The sequence below is a fragment of the Kineothrix sp. MSJ-39 genome, from assembly GCF_018917935.1.
Lineage (GTDB): Bacteria > Bacillota > Clostridia > Lachnospirales > Lachnospiraceae > CAG-194.
In genome coordinates, this window is sequence record NZ_JAHLPN010000012.1 from 19,776 (window position 1) to 42,271 (window position 22,496).

The following is a 22,496-nucleotide window of genomic DNA, read 5'->3' on the forward strand; positions in this document are numbered from 1 at the left end:
TGGCACCTATACAGCAGCCTTCAATACAGACAGCAGTATGTTCCATGTGAATGAAGCAAATGACGGACAGGGCACTTTAACAGTAAAAGACGGTAAGATGACAATTCATATCAGTCTGGCTTCTAAAAATATTGTAAATCTGTTTGTTGGAACAGCAGAGGATGCACAGAAAGATGGTGCTGCGCTTTTAGAGCCGACAACAGATACTGTTAAGTATGAAGATGGTACAGAGGAAGAAGTATATGGATTTGATGTACCTGTAGAAGCACTGGATCAGGAATTTGATCTTGCGATCTTAGGTACAAAAGGCAAATGGTATGACCACAAGGTAAGTGTGGCAGATGCCAAAGCAGTGGAAGAATAAAAAAGAAGCAGTGTGGAAAGAAGGAGCGTTTATGATACAGAAGAAAACGAAGATCAGAAGCAGGATAGGCATGTTATTACTGGGCATGCTGCTCCTTCTGACAGGCTGTGGTGCTTCTGGCACAAAAGAAGCAATAAAGGACGGAAGTTATACAGCGAATGTAAAACTTTTGGGTGGAACGGGCAAGGCTGCTGTAGCCTCGCCCGCTTCTGTTACAGTGGAAAACGGACAGGCATATGCAAAAATCGTGTTCAGCAGCAAGCATTATGATTATATGCTGGTAGATGGAGAAAAGTATGTGGATGAATCTGCACCGGAAGAAAATTCTACGTTTACGATCCCGATCGACGGTCTGGATTGTGAAGTGGATGTTGTTGCGGATACGACGGCAATGAGTGTTCCTCATGAGATAGCGTATCAGCTTATTTTCAGACAGGATGAAGATGCACTTGCCAGGGCAGAAAAAGAATATGAAGCAGGGCAGGAGCCTGATGAGAAGGAAACGCCGGCAGAGCAGAAAGAAAAAACAGAAGAAGCTGGCGGAGGAATTGATTTTACAACTTTGAAAAAAACGGGCGACGTATCACTTTTGTATGCGACGCAGTTTCAGATAGAGGAATATGGCGTTTATAAAATGATCACGATCGGAGACGAGCGGTTTTTGCTTGTCCCGGATGGGGAAGAAGCGGTGACTAACCTGCCCGCAGATGTGACAATGATCAGACAGCCGAAAAAAGCCTATGTGGTTTCCACATCAGTCATGGATCTTTTACAGGCGATAGATGCACTTGATGAGATCAGACTATCCGGTACAAAGCAGGAGGACTGGTATATTCAGGCAGCAAAAGAGGCAATGGAAAACGGAGATATTTTATATGCGGGCAAGTATAATCAGCCTGATTATGAGAAGATCATCAGTGAGAACTGCGATCTTGTCATTGAAAATACAATGATCCTGCATAATCCGGAAGTAAAAGAAAAACTGGAAGCACTTGGAATCCCTGTTCTGGTGGAACGTTCCAGTTATGAAACACATCCGCTCGGAAGGCTTGAATGGATCAGGCTGTATGGTGTATTATTTGGAAAAGAGGAACAGGCAGATGCCTTTTATCAGGAGCAGGTTGCCAAGGTGGAACCGATCATGAAAAAGGATGCAACGGATCAGACGATGGCATTTTTCTATGTGACTTCCAATGGCTCGGTAAACATCAGAAAGCCGGGAGATTACATTGCCAAAATGATACAGCTTGCAGGTGGCAGTTATTTACCGCAGGCTGCCAGCGAAGAAGATGAAAATTCGCTTTCCACCATGAATATGCAGATGGAAGATTTCTATGCGCAGACAAAGGATGCGGATATCCTGATCTATAACAGCACGATCGAAGGAGAACTTGACAGTGTGGATACTTTGCTTGCCAAGAGCCCGTTGTTTGCTGATTTCAAGGCAGTAAAAGAGGGAAAGGTATATTGTACAACGGCTAACTTTTTCCAGGAGACAACCGGGATCGCGTCTTTTATTGAAGATTTGCACGCAGTAATGACGGGAGATATTTCGCATGAACTGAAGTATCTGAAAGAGGTAAAATGAAAGCAGGAAGAAAACGTTACATTTTGTCCTTTTTATTGATCTTTATCCTGCTGGGGCTGGTGATCTGGTGGAATATCTGCAGTGGCAGTATTTCACTGACCGGAGAACAGATCAGACAGATCCTGTTGGGAGATCAGGAAAATGGGACGGCATATAACATCATATGGGAGATCAGATTGCCGAGAATACTGGCAGCACTGCTTTTAGGCGGGGCACTTTCCGTGTCCGGCTTTTTGCTGCAGACCTTCTTTGGAAATCCGATCGCGGGTCCTTATGTACTGGGTATTTCGTCCGGTGCAAAGTTAGTTGTGGCGATCACAATGATAGCGTTCCTCAGAAAAGGGATCACACTTTCTTCCTGGGGCATGGTAGCAGCAGCTTTTCTTGGTTCTTTGCTGGCAATGGGATTTGTATTGCTTGTTTCCGTACGTGTGCATGATATGTCCATGCTGGTTGTCTGTGGTATTATGATCGGATATATCTGTTCAGCGATCACCGATTTCTGTGTAACGTTTGCGGATGATTCCAATATTGTCAACCTGCATAACTGGTCACTGGGCAGCTTTTCCGGTATGACATGGCAGTCTGTCCGGCTGATGACGGTGCTGGTATTGCTTGGTGTATGCGTGTCCTTTCTTCTGGCAAAGCCGATCAGTGCTTATCAGATGGGAGAGGCATATGCCCGGAATATGGGCGTGCGGATCGGACTTTTGCGTGTCCTCTTGATCCTGTTATCAAGCATTTTGTCAGCCTGTGTAACAGCATTTGCAGGACCGATCTCTTTTGTGGGTATTGCCGTTCCGCACCTGGTCAAAACACTGACCAAAACGGCGAAGCCGCTTCTGCTGATCCCTGGCTGTTTTCTGGGAGGCGCGGTCATTACACTGTTTTGTGATGGGATTGCCAGAACAGTATTTGCACCGACCGAGATCAGTATCAGCTCTGTAACGGCAGTATTGCTTGTACCGGTTGTCCTAGTGATGATGCTGAAAAAGAGGAGGGGGAGCTTATGAGTGGGTTACAGACAGACAACCTGACAGTGGGCTACGGAAGCCCTCTTGTAAAAGAGATCAGTCTGCGTGTCAGACCGGGCAGAGTGCTAACCTTGATCGGACCAAACGGATGCGGGAAATCCACTATTTTAAAGAGTGTCACCAGACAACTGAAAACACTGGGTGGCAGTATTTTTCTGGGCGGACAGGCAATGGAAACGATGAAAGAGGCGGAGATTGCCAGGAAACTGGCAATGGTCATGACAGAGCATATCAGACCGGAACTGATGACCTGTCGTGATATCGTTGCGACAGGCCGTTATCCTTATACCGGAAGGCTTGGTATTTTAACGGAGGCAGATTGGCAGAAGGTAGAGGAAGCCATTGCATTTGTGCATGCAGAAGATGTGGCGGCGCAGGATTTTAATAAAGTTAGCGATGGGCAACGACAGCGTATTATGTTGGCGCGGGCGATCTGTCAGGAAACAGAGATTCTGGTGCTGGATGAGCCGACCTCTTATCTGGATATCCGCTATAAGCTTGACATTTTGTCTGGGATACGACGGCTGGCAAGAGAGAAAAACGTGGCAGTCATCATGTCACTGCATGAGCTGGATCTGGCACAGCAGGTTTCGGATCTGATCGCGTGTGTGGAGGATGGCGGTATCGTGATCGATACACCGGAGAAGATCTTCAGCGGTAACAGAGTACAGAAGCTGTATGGTGTGGCTGATGCGGCATTTGATCCGCTGCTGGGCGTTCCCTGTATGCTGGATGCGGAAGACAGAAAACAAACAGATGCGGAAAAAGATACAAAAGGCGGTAGTGCCCCGGAGGTATTTGTGATCAGTGGTGGCGGTACGGGGATTTCCGTTTACAGAAAATTGCAGCGGGAAGGAATTTCGTTTGCCGCAGGTATCTTATCGGAAAATGATCTGGAATACAGAATTGCAGAAGCACTGGCTGTCAAGGTGGTGGCACAAAAAGCCTTTTATCCGATCAGTGAGCAGCAGCTTACAGAAGCGAAGAAGTGGATCGATGCGTGTGCAGGCTGTATTTGCCTGCTGGATACATTTGGCCCATTGAATGAGGCATGTAGAGAGCTGCAATCGTATGCGGAGCAGTGCGGGAAGCTCAGACAGGTGGAAGAAGTAGTGATAGAAGGCTGAAGCAGTATGTACAGGAAACGGAATACAGAGATGCAGAGGCAGAAAAGATGGAGTTAACATAATATGTCGAAAGTTATCATGGTGCAGGGGACAATGTCAAGCGCAGGGAAAAGTCTTGTGGTGGCAGGGCTTTGCAGGATCTTTAAACAGGACGGTTACCGTGTGGCACCTTTTAAATCACAGAATATGGCACTCAATTCCTTTATCACAAAGGACGGCGCGGAAATGGGACGGGCGCAGGTCATGCAGGCAGAGGCAGCAGGAATAGAACCGGACGTCTGTATGAATCCGATCCTGTTAAAGCCGACCAATGACAGCGGCAGTCAGGTGATCGTAAACGGTCAGGTACTTGGTAATATGGCGGCGAAGGACTATTTTACCTATAAGCCCAAGCTGCTTCCGGCGATCCGGGAGGCATTTCGGAAGCTTTCTGAAAAGGCGGATATCATTGTGATCGAGGGCGCAGGTTCTCCGGCAGAGATCAATCTGCGGGAAAACGACATTGTGAACATGGGAATGGCAGAGCTGGTAGATGCGCCGGTGCTTCTGGTCGGGGATATCGACAGAGGCGGTGTGTTTGCGCAGCTTCTGGGAACGTTAATGCTTTTGACGGACGAAGAAAGAGAGCGCGTGAAGGGACTTATCATCAATAAGTTCCGTGGCGATAAAACCATTCTGGATCCGGGGATCATAATGCTGGAGGAGAGAGGGCAGATTCCAGTGTGTGGGGTCCTGCCGTACATGAAGCTTTCGCTGGATGATGAGGACAGCCTGACAACCCGTTTTACCCAAAAAGGAAATGGCGTGGTAACGATCGCAGTTGTCCGCTTGCCAAGGATCTCCAATATTTCCGATTTTACGGTTTTCGAACAGATAGATGATGTGAATTTGATTTATGTAAACCAGCCAAAAGAACTGGAACAGGCAGATATGGTCATTCTGCCGGGCAGTAAAAATACGATCGGGGATCTGAAATGGCTGAGACAGAGTGGCATGGAGGCAGCGATCAAACGGTTTGCAATAGATAATCCGGTATTTGGTATCTGTGGCGGATATCAGATGCTGGGAGAGCAGATCGATGACCCGGAGCAGACGGAAGAAGGCGGAAGTATTCGGGGCATGGAACTGTTGCCAATCCGAACGGTATTGAAGCTGCAGAAGCAGACCAGGCAGGTAACAGGTACATTTGACAAGGTAGCAGGTATCTTCTCCTGCTTATCCGGGCAGAGCATCAGAGGTTATGAGATCCATATGGGAGAGACTTCTTATTGCGAAAATATCGATGTGAAGATCACAGATATGCAGGAAGAAATAAACAGGGCTTCAGGTTTGCTGCATCTTGCGACAGATATGCATACAGATCGATCCGGGTATGCACCGGTATATACAGATGGCTGTATGGCTGGAAATGTGTATGGCAGCTATGTGCACGGGATTTTTGATGCTGGTGATCTGGCATACTGCATTGCGGAAACACTGGCGGAAAGAAAGGGCAGAAGCCTGCATGCAGGCATGACAGACTATGCGGCATTTAAAGAACAGCAGTATGATAAGCTGGCAGAAACCATGCGGGAATATCTGGATATGGATGCGGTATACGGAATGCTGCGGGAAGCAAAGGTGTAAGATGCAGATAAATGGAAGCAAAGATATCAAGGAAATAATGAAACAGGGGTTATCCGGGACTTACGACAGGGATTTGTATGACCGGATCCGTCAAAACTGGGATAAGGTAGCAAAACCGCTGGACAGTATGGGCAGATTTGAAGACCTGACAGCGAAGGTCGGGGCGATACAGGGCAGGATCGATCCGACGTTTGAAAAGAGTGCGATCCTGGTTTTCTGTGCGGATAATGGGATCGTAGAAGAACATGTCAGTCAGTCCGGACAGGAGGTAACTGCCATTTGTGCGGAGAATATTGCAGCAGGAAAGACAGCGGTCGGTGTGATGGCAGCTATGATCCGGGCAGATGTAACAGCCGTGAACGTCGGAATCGCAAATACCGTATCAGATGCAGTTCTGCCGGTCTGTGTCAGGAAGGGAACACGTAATTTCCTGCAGGAACCTGCGATGACCGAGGCAGAGGTATACCAGGCGATGCAGACAGGAATGGATCTGGTGCTTGCGTGGAAGCAGAAGGGGTATCAGATTCTAGGGATCGGTGAGATGGGGATCGGTAATACGACAACAAGCGCAGCAATGGCAGCAGCCATGCTGGGACTTAGTGCAGATACAGTGACTGGCAAAGGGGCAGGACTGGATGAGCAGGGGCTAACGCATAAAAAAGAAGTGATAAAGCAGGCGCTCTTGCAGCATGGGCTGCAGGAAGCAGATACGCTTACCATCTTACAGACGGTAGGTGGTCTGGATATAGCAGCTATGACAGGTGCGATCATTGGCGGAGCCGTGTATCATATGCCAATTGTGCTGGATGGTGTGATCAGTCTGGTGGCAGCACTGACGGCGGAGCGGCTTTTGCCAAATGTCAGGGACTTTCTGATCCCATCGCATAAAAGCAAAGAGCCTGCGGCGGAAAAGATCAGTGAAAAGCTGCGGCTGGATCCTGTGATCGATGCTAAAATGGCAGTAGGCGAAGGAACCGGGGCTGTCATGATGCTGACACTTTTAAAGCAGGCAGCACTGGTATATCAGAGCTGCAATTCCTTTGAAGCAGCAGGAGTAGGGCAATATGAGCGATATACGGAATAGGACAGATTTTACGGGGAAAAGACATATTGTATTGATAACCGGTGGAAGTGGAAGCGGAAAAAGTGCGTTTGCAGAAAATCTTGTCTTAGAGCAAGAGGCGGAAAATCGTTACTATCTGGCAACTATGCAGATATACGGGGCTGAAGGCAGAAAGCGTGTCATGCGTCACCGGAAGCTGCGACAGGGAAAAGGTTTTGAAACGCTGGAATATCCGACGGATATCGCAGCTTGTATCGGTAAGATCTACCAGCCGGCAGATGCGGTTGTTTTGCTGGAATGTATGTCAAATCTGGTAGCAAATGAGATGTTTACGGAAAACGGAACAATACAGCAGGAGCTTGTGATCCAAAAGATCAGACAGCATCTGCGGAAGTTGTTTGAGACTGCCGGATATAGTATCATTGTGACCAATAATGTATTTGAGGACGGAAAATGCAATCCGTACATCAATGGGCTGCGCGGCTATGCAGCTTATGAAAACTATGCGCCTGAAACGATCGCTTATATAGAAGCACTGGGAATGATCAATATATGGCTGGCAGAGCAGGCGGATACGGTTTATGAGGTTGTGGCAGGACAGGCTGTCTGCTGGAAAGCAAAGGATAGGGAATAGGCTGAAAATGAAACAATTCAAGATATGGGTTAAATCAATAGCAGTGGCTTTTTCGATGTATTCCAAAATTCCGATGCCGCGGTTTGTCTGGAAGTCGGAGGATATGAAATATCATCTCTGTTTCTTTCCGTGGATCGGCGCATTGATCGGTGTTCTGGAAGCTGTATGGTATCAGATGAGCTGCCCGTGGCAGACGCCGTTTTTGACACTTTGTGTGATGGCAGCGATCCCTTTGCTTGTAACAGGGGGATTTCATGTAGACGGTTTTCTGGATACCTGTGATGCGCTGCATTCGTATCAGAGTATGGAGAAGAAACGGGAGATTTTGAAGGATCCGCATATTGGGGCGTTTGCTGTGCTTTCATTGCTGACTGCACTTTTGCTGGGAATGGGCTTTTTATCTGTGATCAGTGAGCCAAAGGCAATCCTGGCATTTGCTTTTTCCTTCTTTTTATCACGGTGTCTCAGCGGGCTGAGTGTGGTATTATGGAAAAGTGCCCATGATGGTATGCTGCAGACTTCAGCCCTGACAGCAGATAAAAAATGTGTGGCAGTTGTGCTGGCTGTGCAGCTTTTGATAGGAAACGTGGCACTGCTTAGTTTGACAGGCTGGTATGGACTGGTTGCCCTTGGCTGTCTTCTTGGCAGCTTCCTTTATTATAGATGGATGAGCAATAAGCAGTTTGGAGGAATCACAGGAGATCTGGCAGGTTACTTTGTCACAACTTCGGAGCTTGCGGTAGTGATCGGTCTTGGTGTGTTATCTCTTGTGTAGAATGTTATTTTGTGAATGAGTCATGGAATCGTTGTTATACATAAGAAAACGAGGGATAGACGGAGAAGGAAAATAAAAGGATATAGATAACGAGAAAGTAAATAGGAAGAAATATAAGGAACAGAAACAGATAAGAAAGAACAAATAGGGAAAGACAGATGGAAGTATATATTGGAGGGTATGCGCAGGGAAAGCTGACATATGTCAGAAAAAAGTATCCCGAGGCGCAGATCTATGATGAAAATAACTGGCAGCAGTTAGCTGTATGTACCGGGCAGACCGTGATCTGCAATCATTTACACCGGATTATTGCAGCGGAGCTGGCAGAAGGAAAAACACAGCCTGAAATTCTGGCAGAGCTTCTGGATATCGACCAGAGGTATGAGAAAATTTGTTTTATCTGCGATGAGATCGGAAACGGTATTGTTCCGATTGAAAAGACGGAGCGGGATTACCGTGAGGTAACAGGAAGGATATTGACAGAGCTTGCAGAGCGGGCAGAAACTGTAGTCCGCATTTTATGCGGGCTTGGACAGTGTATCAAAGGTGTCTGAGAAGACCGGGGAGAAGAAATGCAGCTTGAGATTTTGCTGCTCAGACATGGGCAGACACAGGGAAATCTGGAAAAACGATATATTGGAAAAACAGATGAGCCATTGCTTATGGAAGATACCGAAAGAATACAGAAGGTCAGCAGTCTGCAAAAGCGGCTGAAGCAGGAAAATTTTGCCAGACCGCAGAAGCTGTTTGTCAGTCCGATGTTGCGATGCAGACAGACCGCAGAGCTGCTGTTCCCGGGACAGGAACAGGTTGTGATAGACAAACTGCGTGAAATGGATTTCGGACGGTTTGAAGGAAAAAATTACAGGGAATTATCGCCGGATCCTGCATATCAGGCATGGATAGACAGCGGTGGCAGACTGCCGTTCCCGGAGGGAGAAGACAGGGCATGTTTTATCAGACGTACCATGGATGGATTTCGGCAGATGACAGAGCAGGCATGGCAGGGAAACTGCAGACAGCTTGCGGCAGTGGTGCATGGAGGCAGTATTATGGCAATTATTTCCAGTCTGCTGCAGGATGATTATTTTGCATATCAGGTATCGAATCTGGCAGGCTATGCATTTTGCTATGAAGGAGCAGGGAAAATACAGGCGGTGAGGAGAATAGAACCATGAAGTATCACATCATTGCTTTTTTAGCAGGATTTATATTGGATCTTTTATGCGGAGATCCGCACTGGCTGCCGCATCCCATCCGGCTGATCGGGCATTTGATCGACAGACTGCAAAATAGTTTGCTGCAGCAAACAGATACAGGTGTGGTAAAAAGAAGAAAAGGAGCAGTACTGGTGGTAACAGTCTGTTTTTTAACAGTGCTTGTTTCTGCAGTTATATTACGCGGTGCTTACCATCTGCACCCTTATCTGGGCTGTCTGGCAGAAGCAGTTATGACCTATCAGCTTCTGGCACTGAAATGTCTGCGGGTAGAGAGCGGAAAGGTTTATACGGCATTGATACATGGTACAATAGAGGAAGCCAGATATGCGGTTTCCATGATCGTTGGCAGAGATACACAAACGCTGGATGAGGCAGGGGTAACACGGGCGGCAGTAGAAACAGTTGCGGAAAATGCATCAGACGGTGTGATCGCGCCGATGTTGTATCTGGCGATCGGTGGTCCTGTGGCAGGATTTTTTTATAAGTCTGTCAATACAATGGATTCCATGATCGGGTATAAAAATGATAAATATCTCGATTTTGGCAGATGTGCGGCGAAGCTGGATGATGTGCTGAACTATTTTCCTTCCCGGATCAGTGCATGGCTGATGATCCTGTCATGCAGCCTGCTTGGAAAGGACTATAGTACAAAAGACGCGAAAAGAATTTATCTGCGGGACAGAAGAAATCATGCAAGTCCCAATTCTGCGCAGACAGAGGCGGCCTGTGCAGGTGCACTTGGACTTCGGCTGGCAGGCCCTTCCTATTATTTTGGAAAGTTAGTGGAAAAGCCCTATATTGGGGACGACGGAAGAAAAATCGAACCGGAGGATATCCGGCGCGCCAATAAACTACTGTATATGACAGCATTTTCCTGTCTGCTATGCATGATGATGGTGTGGGCTGTTTGGAATCTGATCATATGATCAGTTGTCATCAGGTAGCAGACTCTGTAGGGCTGAGCAGTATAAGAGCTGAGCAGTAGAAGAACTGAACAGTAGAAGGAAAAGGATCAAGAATCCGGAAAGGAGACAGAAATGCACGGTGGAGATATTTATCGGCAGCAGGTAACATATGATTTTTCGGTCAACATAAATCCGCTTGGATTGCCTGCGGCTGTACAGCAGGTACTTGATAACAGCCGTGGTCTTGCTATGCAATATCCTGATCTGCAGTGTCAGAAGCTGCGCATGCAGCTTGCAGACCGTCTGGGGATCAGACCGGAGCAGATCCTGTGTGGAAATGGGGCAAGCGAACTGATCTTGGCAGTATGTCAGATGCTGCGCCCGCAAAAGGCACTGCTGTCAGCCCCTTGTTTTTCTGGGTATGAGACGGCTTTGCAGGCAGTTGGAACAGAAGTGATCCACGTTCCACTATCGGAAGCAGAGGGCTTTGCTTTTACAGAGGAATATGGCAGAAAACTGGAGACAAGGATCCGGGAAGAAAAACCGGAGCTTTTGTTTCTGACAACGCCAAACAATCCCACAGGAAAACTGACAGAACCGGATCATATCAGAAAGGTGTTAGCTGTCTGCGGAGAGACAGGCACGTATCTTGTGCTGGATGAATGTTTCATGGAGCTGACCGGGCAGGCTGCACAGTATTCCATGCTGCGGGAGATAGACAACTATGAAAATCTGCTGATCCTGCGTGCTTTTACAAAAACGTTTGCTATGCCGGGCATCAGATTGGGATATCTGGTCGGACAGCAGACAATTTTAAGCAGGATCCAACAGCAGTTACCTGAATGGAACGTATCAACACTTGCGCAGGCTGCAGGCGTGGCAGCACTTGCGGATATGCAGTATCTGGAGAAGGCATGCGGACTGATCGAGTCAGAACGCAACCGTATGAGCCGGGAATTGAGAAAGCTGGGCTGCATGGTATATCCGTCAGATGCAAATTATATTATGTTTTATGTAAACCAAAGCAGCAAACAAGAAAACATGGGGCTGCGTGAGGGGGATGCAGGAGCTGACTTAAAAGAGAAATTAAGCAGGAAGCAGATTCTGATCCGGGATTGCAGTGATTACCCGGGACTTACGGATGGATATTACAGAGTGGCAGTCAAGTTACCCAAGGAAAATCAGGTGCTGCTTGAAGCAATAGCGGAGATATTAAAACAGGCGGGAGAATAACAGAATGAAAGAGATCGAGTTTGTAAAGCCCGGAGATATTGAGAAAAGAAGTTTTGCCATCATTGCAGAAGAACTTGCAGCGAGGCATATTACAATAAAGGAAGAGGAAGCACCCATCACAATGCGTGTGATCCATACAAGTGCGGATTTTGAGTATGCAGACACTATGACATATTCGGAAAATGCGATTGAAACAGCCAGAGCACTTTTGCAAAGCGGCGCGGATATTGTGACGGATACGAATATGGCGAAAGCGGGAATCAACAAAAAGGTGCTGGCAGAGCTCGGCGGGCAGGTGCATTGCTTTATGGCAGAGGAGGATGTGGCACAGGAGGCGAAGGCAAGAGGGGTGACGCGTGCTACAGTCAGTATGGAACGTGCTGCAAAGCTGGAGAAGCCTGTTATTTTTGCAATTGGGAATGCACCAACAGCATTGATCTCTCTATATGAAATGATACAGGAGGGTATCTTCAAACCGGCATTTGTGATCGGTGTTCCGGTTGGTTTTGTGAATGTGGTGGCTGCAAAAGAGTTGATCATGGAAACGGATGTCCCTTATATTGTTAATCGTGGCAGAAAGGGAGGCAGCAATATTGCCGCCGCCATCTGCAACGGGCTCTTATATGGGCTGCGGGGCAGATCAAAGGAAAGATAGAAAGTAAGACAGACTGGCAAGATGTGATGGAATAATAGAAGGGAGGCGGCATGATGCGATATGGCTTTACGACGGGAAGCTGCGCGGCGGCAGCGGCAGCAGCGGCGTGTTATATGCTTCTGACAGGCAGAAAGAAGGAAGTGATGACGATCCTGACGCCAAAAGGAATTTCTTATACAGCCAAATTGGTTGACATAAGTATAAATGAGAACAGCGCAGCCTGTGCAATCGTAAAAGATGGCGGAGATGATCCGGATATTACGACAGGCGCGCATATTGTCGCAGAAGTTGCCTTCCTGCAAAAAGAAAGCAAGCAGAAAGATAAGACAGATGCAGAGCAGCAGATCATCATATGCGGTGGAAAGGGTGTCGGCAGAGTGACAAAACCGGGGCTGGATCAGCCGGTCGGAGAAGCAGCAATCAATCATGTGCCACGGGAAATGATGGCAAAAGAAGTACAAAAGATGTGTGAGCTTTGCGGTTATACAGGAAAGCTGCAGGTAACCATTTCTGTACCGGAAGGGGAAGAAATTGCCAAAAAGACCTTTAATCCGAGACTGGGTATCACGGGCGGTATTTCCATTCTGGGAACAAGCGGGATCGTGGAACCGATGAGCAGTCAGGCACTGCTTGATACGATACAGGTCGAGCTCAGGCAGAAACAGGCAATGGGACAGCAGATGATAGCGGTAACACCGGGTAACTATGGACTTGATTTTATGAAGGAAGCCTTTGCTTACGATCTGGATAGAAGCGTGAAATGCTCGAATTTTATTGGAAATACGATCGATATGGCGGCGGAAACCGGATTTTGTGGTATGCTTTTAACAGGCCATATCGGTAAGCTGGTAAAAGTATCCGGCGGCATTATGAATACCCATTCCAAAGAGGGGGATTGCAGAATGGAGCTGCTTGCAGCAGCGGCATTGAAAAGCGGCGGCAGTAAAAGGCAGGCACTGGAGATTCTGGAGGCAGTTACGACAGAGGAAGGTATCCGTATTTTGCAGGAAGGCGGCAATCTGCAGGATACCATGCAGATACTGATGGAGAAGATCATGTTTTATCTGCAAAAACGGGCAGCAGGCAGGCTGCAGATCGAGTGTATGATGTATGCGAATGGATATGGATTGTTAGCCGAGAGCAATGGCGCAGAGGCTATGCTGAAGGCTTTGATGAAGAACGGAAACGGATGGATGGTAGAAAGAGGAAACTGAAATGGTTTATTTTGTAGGAGCAGGCAGCGGAGCGGCAGATCTGATCACGGTACGTGGTAAAAATCTACTGGAAAAAGCAGATGTGATCATCTATGCAGGATCACTTGTCAATCCAGAGCTTTTGACATATGCGAAAGAGGATTGTGAAATACACAACAGTGCCTATATGACGCTGGATGAAGTGATCGCAGTCATGGAGCATGCACAGAAAGAAGAAAAAGTGGTGGTCAGACTGCATACAGGCGAGCCAAGTATATATGGTGCAGTACGGGAACAGATGGATATTCTGGATGAAAGAGGGATTGCTTATGAAAGTTGTCCGGGGGTAAGTGCCTGCTTTGGAGCAGCTTCGTCGCTGAATCTGGAGTATACACTGCCCGGTATTTCACAGTCGCTGATCATCACCCGGATGGAAGGAAAGACAAAGGTGCCACCAAAGGAAAGTATAGAAAGTTTTGCTGCACATCAGGCAAGTATGGCGATCTATTTAAGCACGGGAATGCTGGAAGAACTTTCCAAAAGATTGATTGAGGGTGGTTATCCGGCGGAAACTCCTGCAGCACTTGTATATAAGGCAACGTGGCCGGAAGAAGCGTGTTATGTGACTACGATCGAAAAGTTAGCACAGACTGCAGCAGAGCATGGTATCACCAAAACGGCGATCGTTCTGGTGGGGGATGTGATCGCATATGCAGGCTATGAAAAATCACGTTTATATGCACCTGATTTTGAAACGGAATTCAGAAAAAGACGAGTTGATAGATAGGGAAGAATCCGATCAAACATAGATGAGAATGGGAAAGTAATATGGTAATCAGAGTTTGTGTATTTACAGAGCAGGGAAGACAGTCTGCGGAACAATTAACAGAAAAAATGCCATCTCTTCATCTGAAATGGCGGGAAGATGAGCCGCTTCAGGAATGGACAGGGGAAGCGTTTGCAGATCATCAGCCCATCCTGTTTATTGGTGCCTGCGGGATCGCGGTTCGGGCGATAGCACCTTTTGTGCAGGATAAGCTGACAGACAGTCCGGTGCTTGTGATGGATGAAAAGGGCAGGCATATCATTCCGATCCTGTCAGGGCACATTGGCGGGGCAAATGAGCTTGCCTGCAGGCTGGCAGAAGCGATAGGAGCAGAACCGGTGCTGACAACGGCGACAGATGTGAATCACATATTTGCGGTTGATGTATTTGCAAAAGAGAACGGACTTCGCATTGCAAACAGGGAAGGCATCCGGTATATTTCCGATAAGCTGCTGCGTGGGCAGCAGGTGTCTGTGCAGTTAGACAAGGCTTTCCCATTTCAGATAAAGGAAGTCGAACTGCCGGAGGGGCTTGTCTTATATGACAAGGGAAAAAGATCTGATTTAGATCCTGATCTTGTAATTTTCCGAAAGAAAAATGGAATGGCAGGTAGTACACAGGCGTTGTATCTGACAGTAAAGCCTTATGTGCTGGGGATAGGCTGCAAAAAAGGGAAAAGTCTGGCAGAATTGAGAAGTTTTGTGCAGCGTCATGTAACAGCAGAGCAGCTTCAAAATTGTTATGCGATTGCAAGCATAGATTTAAAAGCGGAAGAAGTAGGGCTGCAGGAGCTGGCGCAGTATTATGGTGTACCGCTTATCACATATAGCAGTGAAGTGCTTTCGCAGGTAGAAGGAACATTTTCTGAATCTGATTTTGTAAAAGAAACAACGGGAGTCGGAAGCGTATGTGAGAGGGCAGCAGTCTGCCTTGGAAAGGGACAGCTTTTGCAAAGAAAAATAGCGGAAGACGGTATGACGCTTGCGATAGCAGAGAGAATCCCGGAAAAGCTGGATTTTATGTCCTGCCAGGATAGCTTATTGTGGAGAATGTCTTGAGAAAAAGGATATTTCTTTTGAAAGAAAACGCATATTTCTTTATATTTTCAATAATATTCGCCCAAAACAACAGAAAAATGAGAAAGTGTATGAAGCATATAGATACCAATGGGATATACTTCCTCTAAAATGAGCAAATAAAGGGAAAAAGTATGAAACTGAGAGAGAGGAAGAAATGGAAATTCATCCTAAATAATGCAAACCTACAATATTGGGTGAAAAAAAGGAATAAAGCCGGCATCAGATCAAAAGGAATGAGATAAAAATAGAGAGAAAAATCATCCTAAAGTAATAAAAAGTACGAAAAAGTATGAAATTGCAAATAGAAAGATAAATCTGGTTCGTCCAAAAGAACAGAAAAGCAAGAAATGGTATGAAGAGGGTCACAACAATGACAGATCATGTAAAAATAGAAGCCGAAGTAGAAGAAGACAACACGAAAGTGAAAAAAAACAAATTAAAAGCAGAAGCGAAGGCAATAAAACCAGATGAAAGAGCGATAATACAAGAGAAAACAAACACAGAAGAAAAATCACTCATCTACATCATCGGAATGGGGCCGGGCAGTCAGGAAATGATGACACAGCAGGCAAAAGATGCTTTGGAAGCAAGTGATGTGATCGTAGGCTATACAGTTTACGTGGAGCTGCTCAGAGCATTTTATCCGGGAAAGGAATTTGTGACGACACCGATGCGGCAGGAGATCGAACGTTGCAGGATCTGTTTTTCACTTGCAGGAGAGGGAAAAACGGTATCTATGGTGTGCAGCGGAGATGCGGGCGTGTATGGAATGGCAGCGCCAATGTATGAACTGCAGCAGGAAAACAAGGCATATCAGCAGACGGAGCTTGTCGTGCTACCAGGGATTACAGCCGCAAACAGCGGAGCTGCGGTTCTTGGGGCACCACTTAATCACGACTATTGTGTGATCAGCTTAAGTGATCTGCTGACACCGTGGGAGCAGATCGAGAAACGCCTGATAGCGGCTGTGCAGGGCGATTTTGCGATCGCTATTTATAATCCGTCCAGCCATAAGCGCAAAGATCATCTCAAACGGGCATGTGATATTATGTTAACTGCTGGCGCATCACCGGACAGAGCCTGTGGTTATGTGGAAAATATAGGAAGAGACGGAACTAAGGCGCATGTGCTGACGCTCGGACAACTGCGCGAAACGCCGGTCAATATGTTTACTACGGTATTTATTGGAAATTCTAAGTCTGTTATCATGAAAGATAAGCTGGTAACAGGGCGAGGGTATCAGATATGAAAAGAATTTTGATCTATGCGGGCACAACAGAAGGAAGAGAATTGGCGCAGGAGCTTGCCGGGGAAGGCATTTTCTGTGATGTCAGTGTGGCAACGGAATATGGCAGACAGATCATGGACGAGGAGGCTACTCCATATATTCACATTATGCAGGGCAGAATGACGGCAGAACAGATGCACCAAAAGTGCGAAAATGAGCAGTATCTGGCAGTGGTGGATGCTACACATCCATTTGCGACAGAGGTATCTGTGAATATCCGGGAAAGCCTGAAGGGGCTGGATATGCCGTATTTCAGGCTGGGGAGAGAAAGCATTCCCGAGGAAGAAGGAGAACGACAGGCAGAAGAACGACAGGCAGAAGAACGACAGGCAGGAGAACGACAGGCAGGAGAACAGAATCACATGGCAAGGAAATATTTTCAAAATACAGCCGCCTGTATGGAAGCATTAAAGAAAACGGAAGGTACGATCTTTCTGACAACGGGAAGCAAAGAACTTTCTGTTTTTTGCCAAGAGGAAGCTATCAGAAAACGACTGATCGTGCGTGTGCTTCCGGGAATGGAAAGCTTGCAGGAGTGCGTCAGAAACGGACTGGAGGGCAGGCAGATCATTGCCATGCAGGGACCGTTTTCCAAAGAAATGAATCTTGCCATGATCAGACAATATCAGGCTGCTGTTCTGGTGACAAAGGAAAGCGGAAAAACCGGCGGTGCGGATACCAAACTTGCCGCTGCAGATGAGGCGCAGATTCCAAGCTATATCATTCTCAGACCAAATGAAAAAACACCTGTTATGGATATGGACGAGGTGCTGGAGCAGATCAGAAGGCTGGAAAACATGACATGTCCACTAAATCAAAAGACGCAAGAAGGACAGAAGCAGCAACGAAATCTGCAGATCACGCTGGCAGGCATTGGTATGGGCGCAGAGGCTCTTCTGACAGAGGAAGTTAGAAATCGGATCGCAGAAGCGGATTATGTGTTTGGTGCCAAACGCATGATAGACAGTATAAGGAACTTATGTAAACAGAATGTAAAAACATACAACTGTTATTTATCGAAAGATATCATTCCTGTAATTGAAAATACACAGGAAAACAGTGCAAAAATCGTGATTTTGTTTTCCGGGGATACGGGATTTTACAGTGGATGTGAAAAACTATATAATGATTTATGTAAACTGGAAAAGGTAGAAGTACTACCGGGGATTTCTTCGCTTTCCATGCTATCTGCCCGAACAGGGATCAGTTGGCAGGATGCAAAGATCTTATCTACGCATGGCGTGGAGCCCGCTTTGTGGAAGAGTAGATTGCTGGACGCAGCAAAGTATGAAAAAAAGACCTTTTTCCTGACATCCGGGGAAGAAGATATAAAGGAAATCGGCAATCTGTTGAAAAATGAATTTGCGAAAGAAGAATGGAAATACTTAAAAATATATTTGGGTTATCAGCTTTCTTATCCGCAGGAGTGGGTCGGATGCCTGACGATAGAAGAATTATGTAAACTCATAAACGAGGATTGGAAGAATAATTTGCAAGATGATCTACAGAATCGTTTGCAAGACGGTCTGCAGGATAAGTGGAAAGTAGGTCTGTATGTTGGTATGCTTATCAATGAGCAGCCAAAGAAGCGCAGGCTGACACCGGGCTATCCGGATGATGCGTTTATCCGGGGACAGGTTCCGATGACGAAGGAGGAAGTCCGGGCGGTTTCTATATGCAAATTACATTTGACAGAGGATGCGGTTGTATATGATATCGGAAGCGGAACAGGTTCTGTATCGGTGGAGATCGCAGCATTGTCGCCGCGCGTGCAGGTATATGCCATGGAGGTAAATGCGGAAGCAGTTTCTCTGCTGGAAGAAAACTGCAGGCAGTTCGGTTTACATAATGTAAACTGTATCAAGACAAAAGCACCGGACGGACTGGAAGAACTGCCTGTGGCGACACATGCTTTTATTGGAGGCAGCAAGGGAAAGTTGCGGGAAATCCTGTGGACATTATATCGAAAAAACAACCATATGCGGATCGTTGTCAATGCAGTCAGCATGGAAACAATCGGTCAGATGCAGGAACTGTTAAAAGAACTGCCGGTTGAGCAGGTGGAAATTCTACAGCTCTCGGTAACGAAAACAAAACAGCTTGGCAGCTATCATATGCTGCAGGCAGCAAATCCGGTATATATATATGCATTTACCTTTGGGAAGATATCATAGTAGGATATCAAAAAGACGCAGGTATCATGTAATATGAGAAACATATACCAGGAAATAAATAAGCAAGTAAGTAAGGAGAACCGGCATGACATATCCCAGAATCATGATCGCCGCACCAAAGAGCGGAAGTGGAAAAACATATATAACCTGTGCATTATTACAGGCTCTGCAAATGCGCGGTTATCATGTGGGGGCGTTTAAAAGCGGGCCGGATTATATCGATCCGATGTTCCATACAACTGTTTTGGGAATCCCTTCCAAAAATCTGGATCCGTTCTTCTCGGAAAAAGAACAGATCAGACAGTTGTTCCGGTTGGATAACAGCTATGATGTTTCGGTGATAGAAGGTGTCATGGGGCTGTATGACGGACTGGGAGGAATCACAAAGCAGGCATCCGCTTACGAGCTTGCAATTGATTTGCAAACACCTGTGATTCTTGTGATCGATGCAAAAGGAATGGGTTATTCTGTTGTGGCACAGATCAAAGGATTTCTGGCACTGGATGAGAAAAATTTGATCAAGGGTGTGATTTTAAACAGAATATCAGAAATGTTCTGTAAAACCATAACACCTGTGATAGAAAAAGAAACAGGCGTCATTGTATTGGGCTGTTTCCCGGAACAGGAGCAGAAATGGGAGAGCCGCTATCTGGGGCTGCAGCTTCCGGGAGAAATGGAAGATATAAAAGAACAGGTGCAATCAGCAGCACAGGCACTGGAAAAAACAGTCAGTATTGAGAAGATCATTGAGCTGGCAGATATGGCACCGGAGATGCATAAGCAGCAAGGAACAGAAGCGTGTCTCATACCGGAGATGGATATACACAGAATGACAGACGCGTCACAATATAAGGCAGAAAAAGCCGGAAATACAGAAAAACATATCGCTAACACTTCCATCAGAATTGGTGTGGCAAGGGATGAAGCCTTTTGTTTTTATTATGCGGATAATCTTCGGATGCTGCAGGAAGCAGGTGCAGAGCTTGTGTATTTTTCTCCGCTTAAGGATCAGACACTTCCGTCAGAGCTGGATGGACTATTGCTGGGCGGCGGATATCCGGAACTGTTTGCCGGGAAGCTGGCAGCAAATAAAAACATGCGAAATGAAATAAGGGAACAGTATCTGCAGGGAATACCGGTACTGGCAGAGTGCGGCGGTTTTATGTATCTGCAGGAGAAGTTGATCACGGCAGATGGAAAAGAATATCCGATGGCTGGTGCCATAACAGGTGTATGTGAAAAAAAAGAAAGACTGATCCGGTTTGGATATGTTACAATAGAACCAGAGCAGGGACAAGAAGGATTGCTCCGACAGGGAGAGCAGATCAGGGGACATGAGTTTCATTACTTTGACAGTACAAATAACGGATGTGATTGTATTGCCAGAAAGCCGGTTGGGAAAAGAAGCTGGGCATGTATGCATGCGGACAGATCGCATTTTATCGGATTCCCGCATCTGTATTATCCGTCCTGTCCTGAATTTGTTGTGAATTTTGTGGAGCAGTGCAGAAACTGGAACAAGGAAAGGCAAAGGAGAGAAGACAGAATATGAATGATTCTTATCGTTATTTTGAGAACCGGGCATGTCAGTATTATCCATGCCATAAAGGAATCGAAGAACTGAATTGTCTGTTTTGTTACTGCCCATTGTATACGCTGAAATGTCCGGGAAATTATCACTATCTGGAAAAGGACGGGAAAAAGATCAAGGTTTGTACTGATTGTACTTTCCCACATCAGCCGGAAAATTACGATAAAGTGATGCAGATACTAAAACATCAGATGTTCTGATCAAGAGCAGCAGGAAAGAAAACAGGGGGAAGAGAATGAGTCAGACGAAAAACTATATACCACTTTCCAAGGAACTTGAGGAAAGGATCCGGGAAGACAGGGAGAACCATGTAAAAAATCCATATGCATGTTCCGATGAAGACGTGATCCGCCGGGATATGGCACATGATAAGCAGACAATCTGGCGTCCGGCATTTGTCAGGGATTGTGAGAAGATCATGCATATCCCATATTACAACCGTTATGCGGATAAAACACAGGTGTTTTCTTTGTATAAAAATGATGATATCTCCAGACGGGCATCCCATGTACAGCTGGTATCGAGAACAGCACGTAACATTGGACAGGCTCTGAATTTGAATCTGGATCTGATCGAGGCAATTTCGATCGGGCATGATATCGGACATACGCCATTCGGGCATGAGGGAGAGCGGAAGCTCAGCCAGATCTATCATGATCATACGGGACGTTATTTTAACCATAATATTCACAGCGCAAGGGTGCTGGACAGAATCTTTCCGGTGAATCTGAGTCTGCAGACGCTTGATGGGATCATCTGTCACAATGGCGAGATGGAAATGCAGGAATATAAGCCAAAGGCATATACCGATTTTGGAGTATTTGACCAGAAAATGGAAATGTGTTATACGGAGAAGGGCGCAACGAAGAAATTGATCCCAGCGACCCTGGAAGGCTGTGTCATGCGTGTTTCGGATATCATTGCATATCTGGGAAAAGACAGACAGGATGCGGTCAAATTGGGACTGATCGCGGACGATGAAGCATTTGAAGATCGTGGGATCGGTAAGATCAATGCAGAGATTATCCATAATATGACTGTCAATATTATCGAACGGTCTTACGGCAAACCGTATCTGCAGATGGATCCGGAGTTTTATGAGGCATTTTCTGTCGGGAAGAAAGAAAACTACGAACGGATCTATGCACACGACAGTAACCGTAAGATATTTGATGAACAGATTTATCCGATGTTTGATGCAATCTATGAAAAGCTTCGTGAGGACCTGGTCAAACATGACAAAACATCTGTTATTTATAAACATCATTTGGATTATATCAGAGAACATACAAAATATTATGCCAAAGACTTTATATATGAGGAAGAACCGGTAGACGATATTGTCGTGGATTATATCGCAAGCATGACGGATGATTATTTCATCGACTTATATGAATACTTGTTCCCGCATGGCAGATACAAAGTCCGTTACGTCGGCTATTTTGAAATGTAATGCATCTGTTTTACAGATGCATTATGTAGCCTCCGAGCATCGCCGCAGGCGATTATGCATGCGAGGAGGTTCCCGAATAATGTAATGCATCTGCGAAGCTGATGCATTATGAACCCCACCCATTTTCATGGGCGAGGTTCCATAAATAGTATTATAATACAAATGAAGTCTTTATTTGACTTCGTCAGCAGCCTCTAAGCTGCATGCCTGCCCCTCTAAAGGATAGGCATCTCTGCAGGGGCTGCAGTCGCAGTCCACATAAGTATCGCCAACCTTAACGGTTGCACCAAATTCGACAGGAAGGTCGATCTGGATCTTCTGGGAAATGACAAAATCACATTTTCCGTTGACCTTTCCTTTGCAGTCCATACAGGTATGGTTGATGACTGCGCTGCCACGGCATTTCACACGGGCAGGGCCTGTGACTGCATAAGGACTGATGGATACAGGCAGACAGACGGTTGCGGACTGTGAGCCGATGGTAGGGCAGGTAGAAGGATTACATCCCATAGAATCGTTCATAAGATGCTCACTTTCTGATTGTTTATTACTATATGATATGTTGTTGCGGCGAGAATGTGCTATGATCTATACTATCGATTCCGAAATGGGAAAATGAATCAGAGGCATATCTATAACGCCAAGAGCCAAAATCGATATAAAGATAA

Annotated in this window: 22 protein-coding genes; 21 read left to right on the forward strand and 1 reads right to left on the reverse strand. The window is 46.2% G+C overall.

Features of this window, described 5'->3' with window-relative positions; all coding sequences use genetic code 11:
* Positions 1-46: 46 nt before the first annotated feature.
* The 21 genes from KQI22_RS08830 (at position 47) to KQI22_RS08930 (ending at position 21,828) form a co-directional block, all read left to right on the forward strand.
* Positions 47-364: a hypothetical protein gene (locus KQI22_RS08830; RefSeq protein WP_253293576.1), complete on the forward strand. Its 318-nt coding sequence runs from the start codon at positions 47-49 to the stop codon at positions 362-364.
* Entirely contained in the window at positions 342-1,952 is a 1,611-nt protein-coding gene (locus KQI22_RS08835; protein ID WP_253293577.1) for an ABC transporter substrate-binding protein, read from the forward strand. The genes KQI22_RS08830 and KQI22_RS08835 overlap by 23 nt, the downstream gene beginning before the upstream one ends.
* Positions 1,949-2,965 (forward strand): FecCD family ABC transporter permease, encoded by a 1,017-nt coding sequence (locus KQI22_RS08840; RefSeq protein WP_216551717.1) that lies wholly within the window; start codon positions 1,949-1,951, stop codon positions 2,963-2,965. The genes KQI22_RS08835 and KQI22_RS08840 overlap by 4 nt, the downstream gene beginning before the upstream one ends.
* On the forward strand, positions 2,962-4,113 hold the full coding sequence (locus KQI22_RS08845; protein ID WP_216551718.1) for an ABC transporter ATP-binding protein: 1,152 nt from the start codon (positions 2,962-2,964) through the stop codon (positions 4,111-4,113). The genes KQI22_RS08840 and KQI22_RS08845 overlap by 4 nt, the downstream gene beginning before the upstream one ends.
* A 63-nt stretch (positions 4,114-4,176) precedes the next feature.
* Positions 4,177-5,739, forward strand: a complete 1,563-nt coding sequence (locus KQI22_RS08850) for a cobyric acid synthase (protein WP_216551719.1) — start codon at positions 4,177-4,179, stop codon at positions 5,737-5,739.
* A 37-nt stretch (positions 5,740-5,776) separates the two neighbouring features.
* Positions 5,777-6,823: a nicotinate-nucleotide--dimethylbenzimidazole phosphoribosyltransferase gene (gene cobT, locus KQI22_RS08855; protein ID WP_253293578.1), complete on the forward strand. Its 1,047-nt coding sequence runs from the start codon at positions 5,777-5,779 to the stop codon at positions 6,821-6,823.
* Entirely contained in the window at positions 6,804-7,436 is a 633-nt protein-coding gene (locus tag KQI22_RS08860; RefSeq protein WP_216551721.1) for a bifunctional adenosylcobinamide kinase/adenosylcobinamide-phosphate guanylyltransferase, read from the forward strand. The genes cobT and KQI22_RS08860 overlap by 20 nt, the downstream gene beginning before the upstream one ends.
* A gap of 43 nt (positions 7,437-7,479) precedes the next feature.
* Positions 7,480-8,211: an adenosylcobinamide-GDP ribazoletransferase gene (locus KQI22_RS08865; protein WP_216551722.1), complete on the forward strand. Its 732-nt coding sequence runs from the start codon at positions 7,480-7,482 to the stop codon at positions 8,209-8,211.
* Between the two features lie 158 nt (positions 8,212-8,369).
* Positions 8,370-8,765 (forward strand): bifunctional adenosylcobinamide kinase/adenosylcobinamide-phosphate guanylyltransferase, encoded by a 396-nt coding sequence (locus KQI22_RS08870; RefSeq protein WP_216551723.1) that lies wholly within the window; start codon positions 8,370-8,372, stop codon positions 8,763-8,765.
* A gap of 18 nt (positions 8,766-8,783) precedes the next feature.
* Positions 8,784-9,389 carry a histidine phosphatase family protein gene (locus tag KQI22_RS08875; protein WP_216551724.1) on the forward strand — a complete coding sequence of 202 codons (606 nt, stop codon included), beginning with the start codon at positions 8,784-8,786 and terminating at the stop codon, positions 9,387-9,389.
* Entirely contained in the window at positions 9,386-10,357 is a 972-nt protein-coding gene (cbiB, locus tag KQI22_RS08880) for an adenosylcobinamide-phosphate synthase CbiB (RefSeq protein ID WP_216551725.1), read from the forward strand. The genes KQI22_RS08875 and cbiB overlap by 4 nt, the downstream gene beginning before the upstream one ends.
* Positions 10,358-10,468: 111 nt before the next feature.
* The gene (locus KQI22_RS08885) at positions 10,469-11,569 is read left to right on the forward strand and encodes a pyridoxal phosphate-dependent aminotransferase (protein ID WP_216551726.1); all 1,101 of its coding nucleotides are present in this window, start codon (positions 10,469-10,471) and stop codon (positions 11,567-11,569) included.
* 4 nt (positions 11,570-11,573) lie between these two features.
* On the forward strand, positions 11,574-12,224 hold the full coding sequence (locus KQI22_RS08890) for a precorrin-8X methylmutase (RefSeq protein WP_216551727.1): 651 nt from the start codon (positions 11,574-11,576) through the stop codon (positions 12,222-12,224).
* Between the two features lie 53 nt (positions 12,225-12,277).
* Complete coding sequence (cbiD, locus tag KQI22_RS08895; RefSeq protein ID WP_216551777.1) at positions 12,278-13,438, forward strand: cobalt-precorrin-5B (C(1))-methyltransferase CbiD; 1,161 nt, start codon at positions 12,278-12,280, stop codon at positions 13,436-13,438.
* Position 13,439: 1 nt separating this feature from the next.
* Positions 13,440-14,204, forward strand: a complete 765-nt coding sequence (cobM, locus tag KQI22_RS08900; RefSeq protein WP_216551728.1) for a precorrin-4 C(11)-methyltransferase — start codon at positions 13,440-13,442, stop codon at positions 14,202-14,204.
* A gap of 41 nt (positions 14,205-14,245) precedes the next feature.
* Positions 14,246-15,301, forward strand: coding sequence for a cobalt-precorrin 5A hydrolase (locus tag KQI22_RS08905; protein WP_216551729.1), 1,056 nt, complete (start codon positions 14,246-14,248; stop codon positions 15,299-15,301).
* A gap of 553 nt (positions 15,302-15,854) precedes the next feature.
* The gene (cobJ, locus tag KQI22_RS08910; protein ID WP_216551778.1) at positions 15,855-16,571 is read left to right on the forward strand and encodes a precorrin-3B C(17)-methyltransferase; all 717 of its coding nucleotides are present in this window, start codon (positions 15,855-15,857) and stop codon (positions 16,569-16,571) included.
* Positions 16,568-18,784, forward strand: a complete 2,217-nt coding sequence (gene cbiE, locus KQI22_RS08915; protein ID WP_216551730.1) for a precorrin-6y C5,15-methyltransferase (decarboxylating) subunit CbiE — start codon at positions 16,568-16,570, stop codon at positions 18,782-18,784. The genes cobJ and cbiE overlap by 4 nt, the downstream gene beginning before the upstream one ends.
* An 85-nt stretch (positions 18,785-18,869) precedes the next feature.
* A complete protein-coding gene (locus KQI22_RS08920; protein WP_216551731.1) occupies positions 18,870-20,336 on the forward strand; it encodes a cobyrinate a,c-diamide synthase in 1,467 nt (488 codons plus the stop codon).
* Positions 20,333-20,575, forward strand: a complete 243-nt coding sequence (locus KQI22_RS08925) for a cysteine-rich small domain-containing protein (RefSeq protein ID WP_216551732.1) — start codon at positions 20,333-20,335, stop codon at positions 20,573-20,575. The genes KQI22_RS08920 and KQI22_RS08925 overlap by 4 nt, the downstream gene beginning before the upstream one ends.
* A gap of 35 nt (positions 20,576-20,610) precedes the next feature.
* Positions 20,611-21,828: a deoxyguanosinetriphosphate triphosphohydrolase family protein gene (locus KQI22_RS08930; RefSeq protein ID WP_216551733.1), complete on the forward strand. Its 1,218-nt coding sequence runs from the start codon at positions 20,611-20,613 to the stop codon at positions 21,826-21,828.
* Between the two features lie 171 nt (positions 21,829-21,999).
* Here KQI22_RS08930 and KQI22_RS08935 read toward each other — a convergent pair whose 3' ends face one another.
* The gene (locus KQI22_RS08935) at positions 22,000-22,350 is read right to left on the reverse strand and encodes a hypothetical protein (protein ID WP_216551734.1); all 351 of its coding nucleotides are present in this window, start codon (positions 22,348-22,350) and stop codon (positions 22,000-22,002) included.
* Between the last annotated feature and the right edge of the window lie 146 nt (positions 22,351-22,496).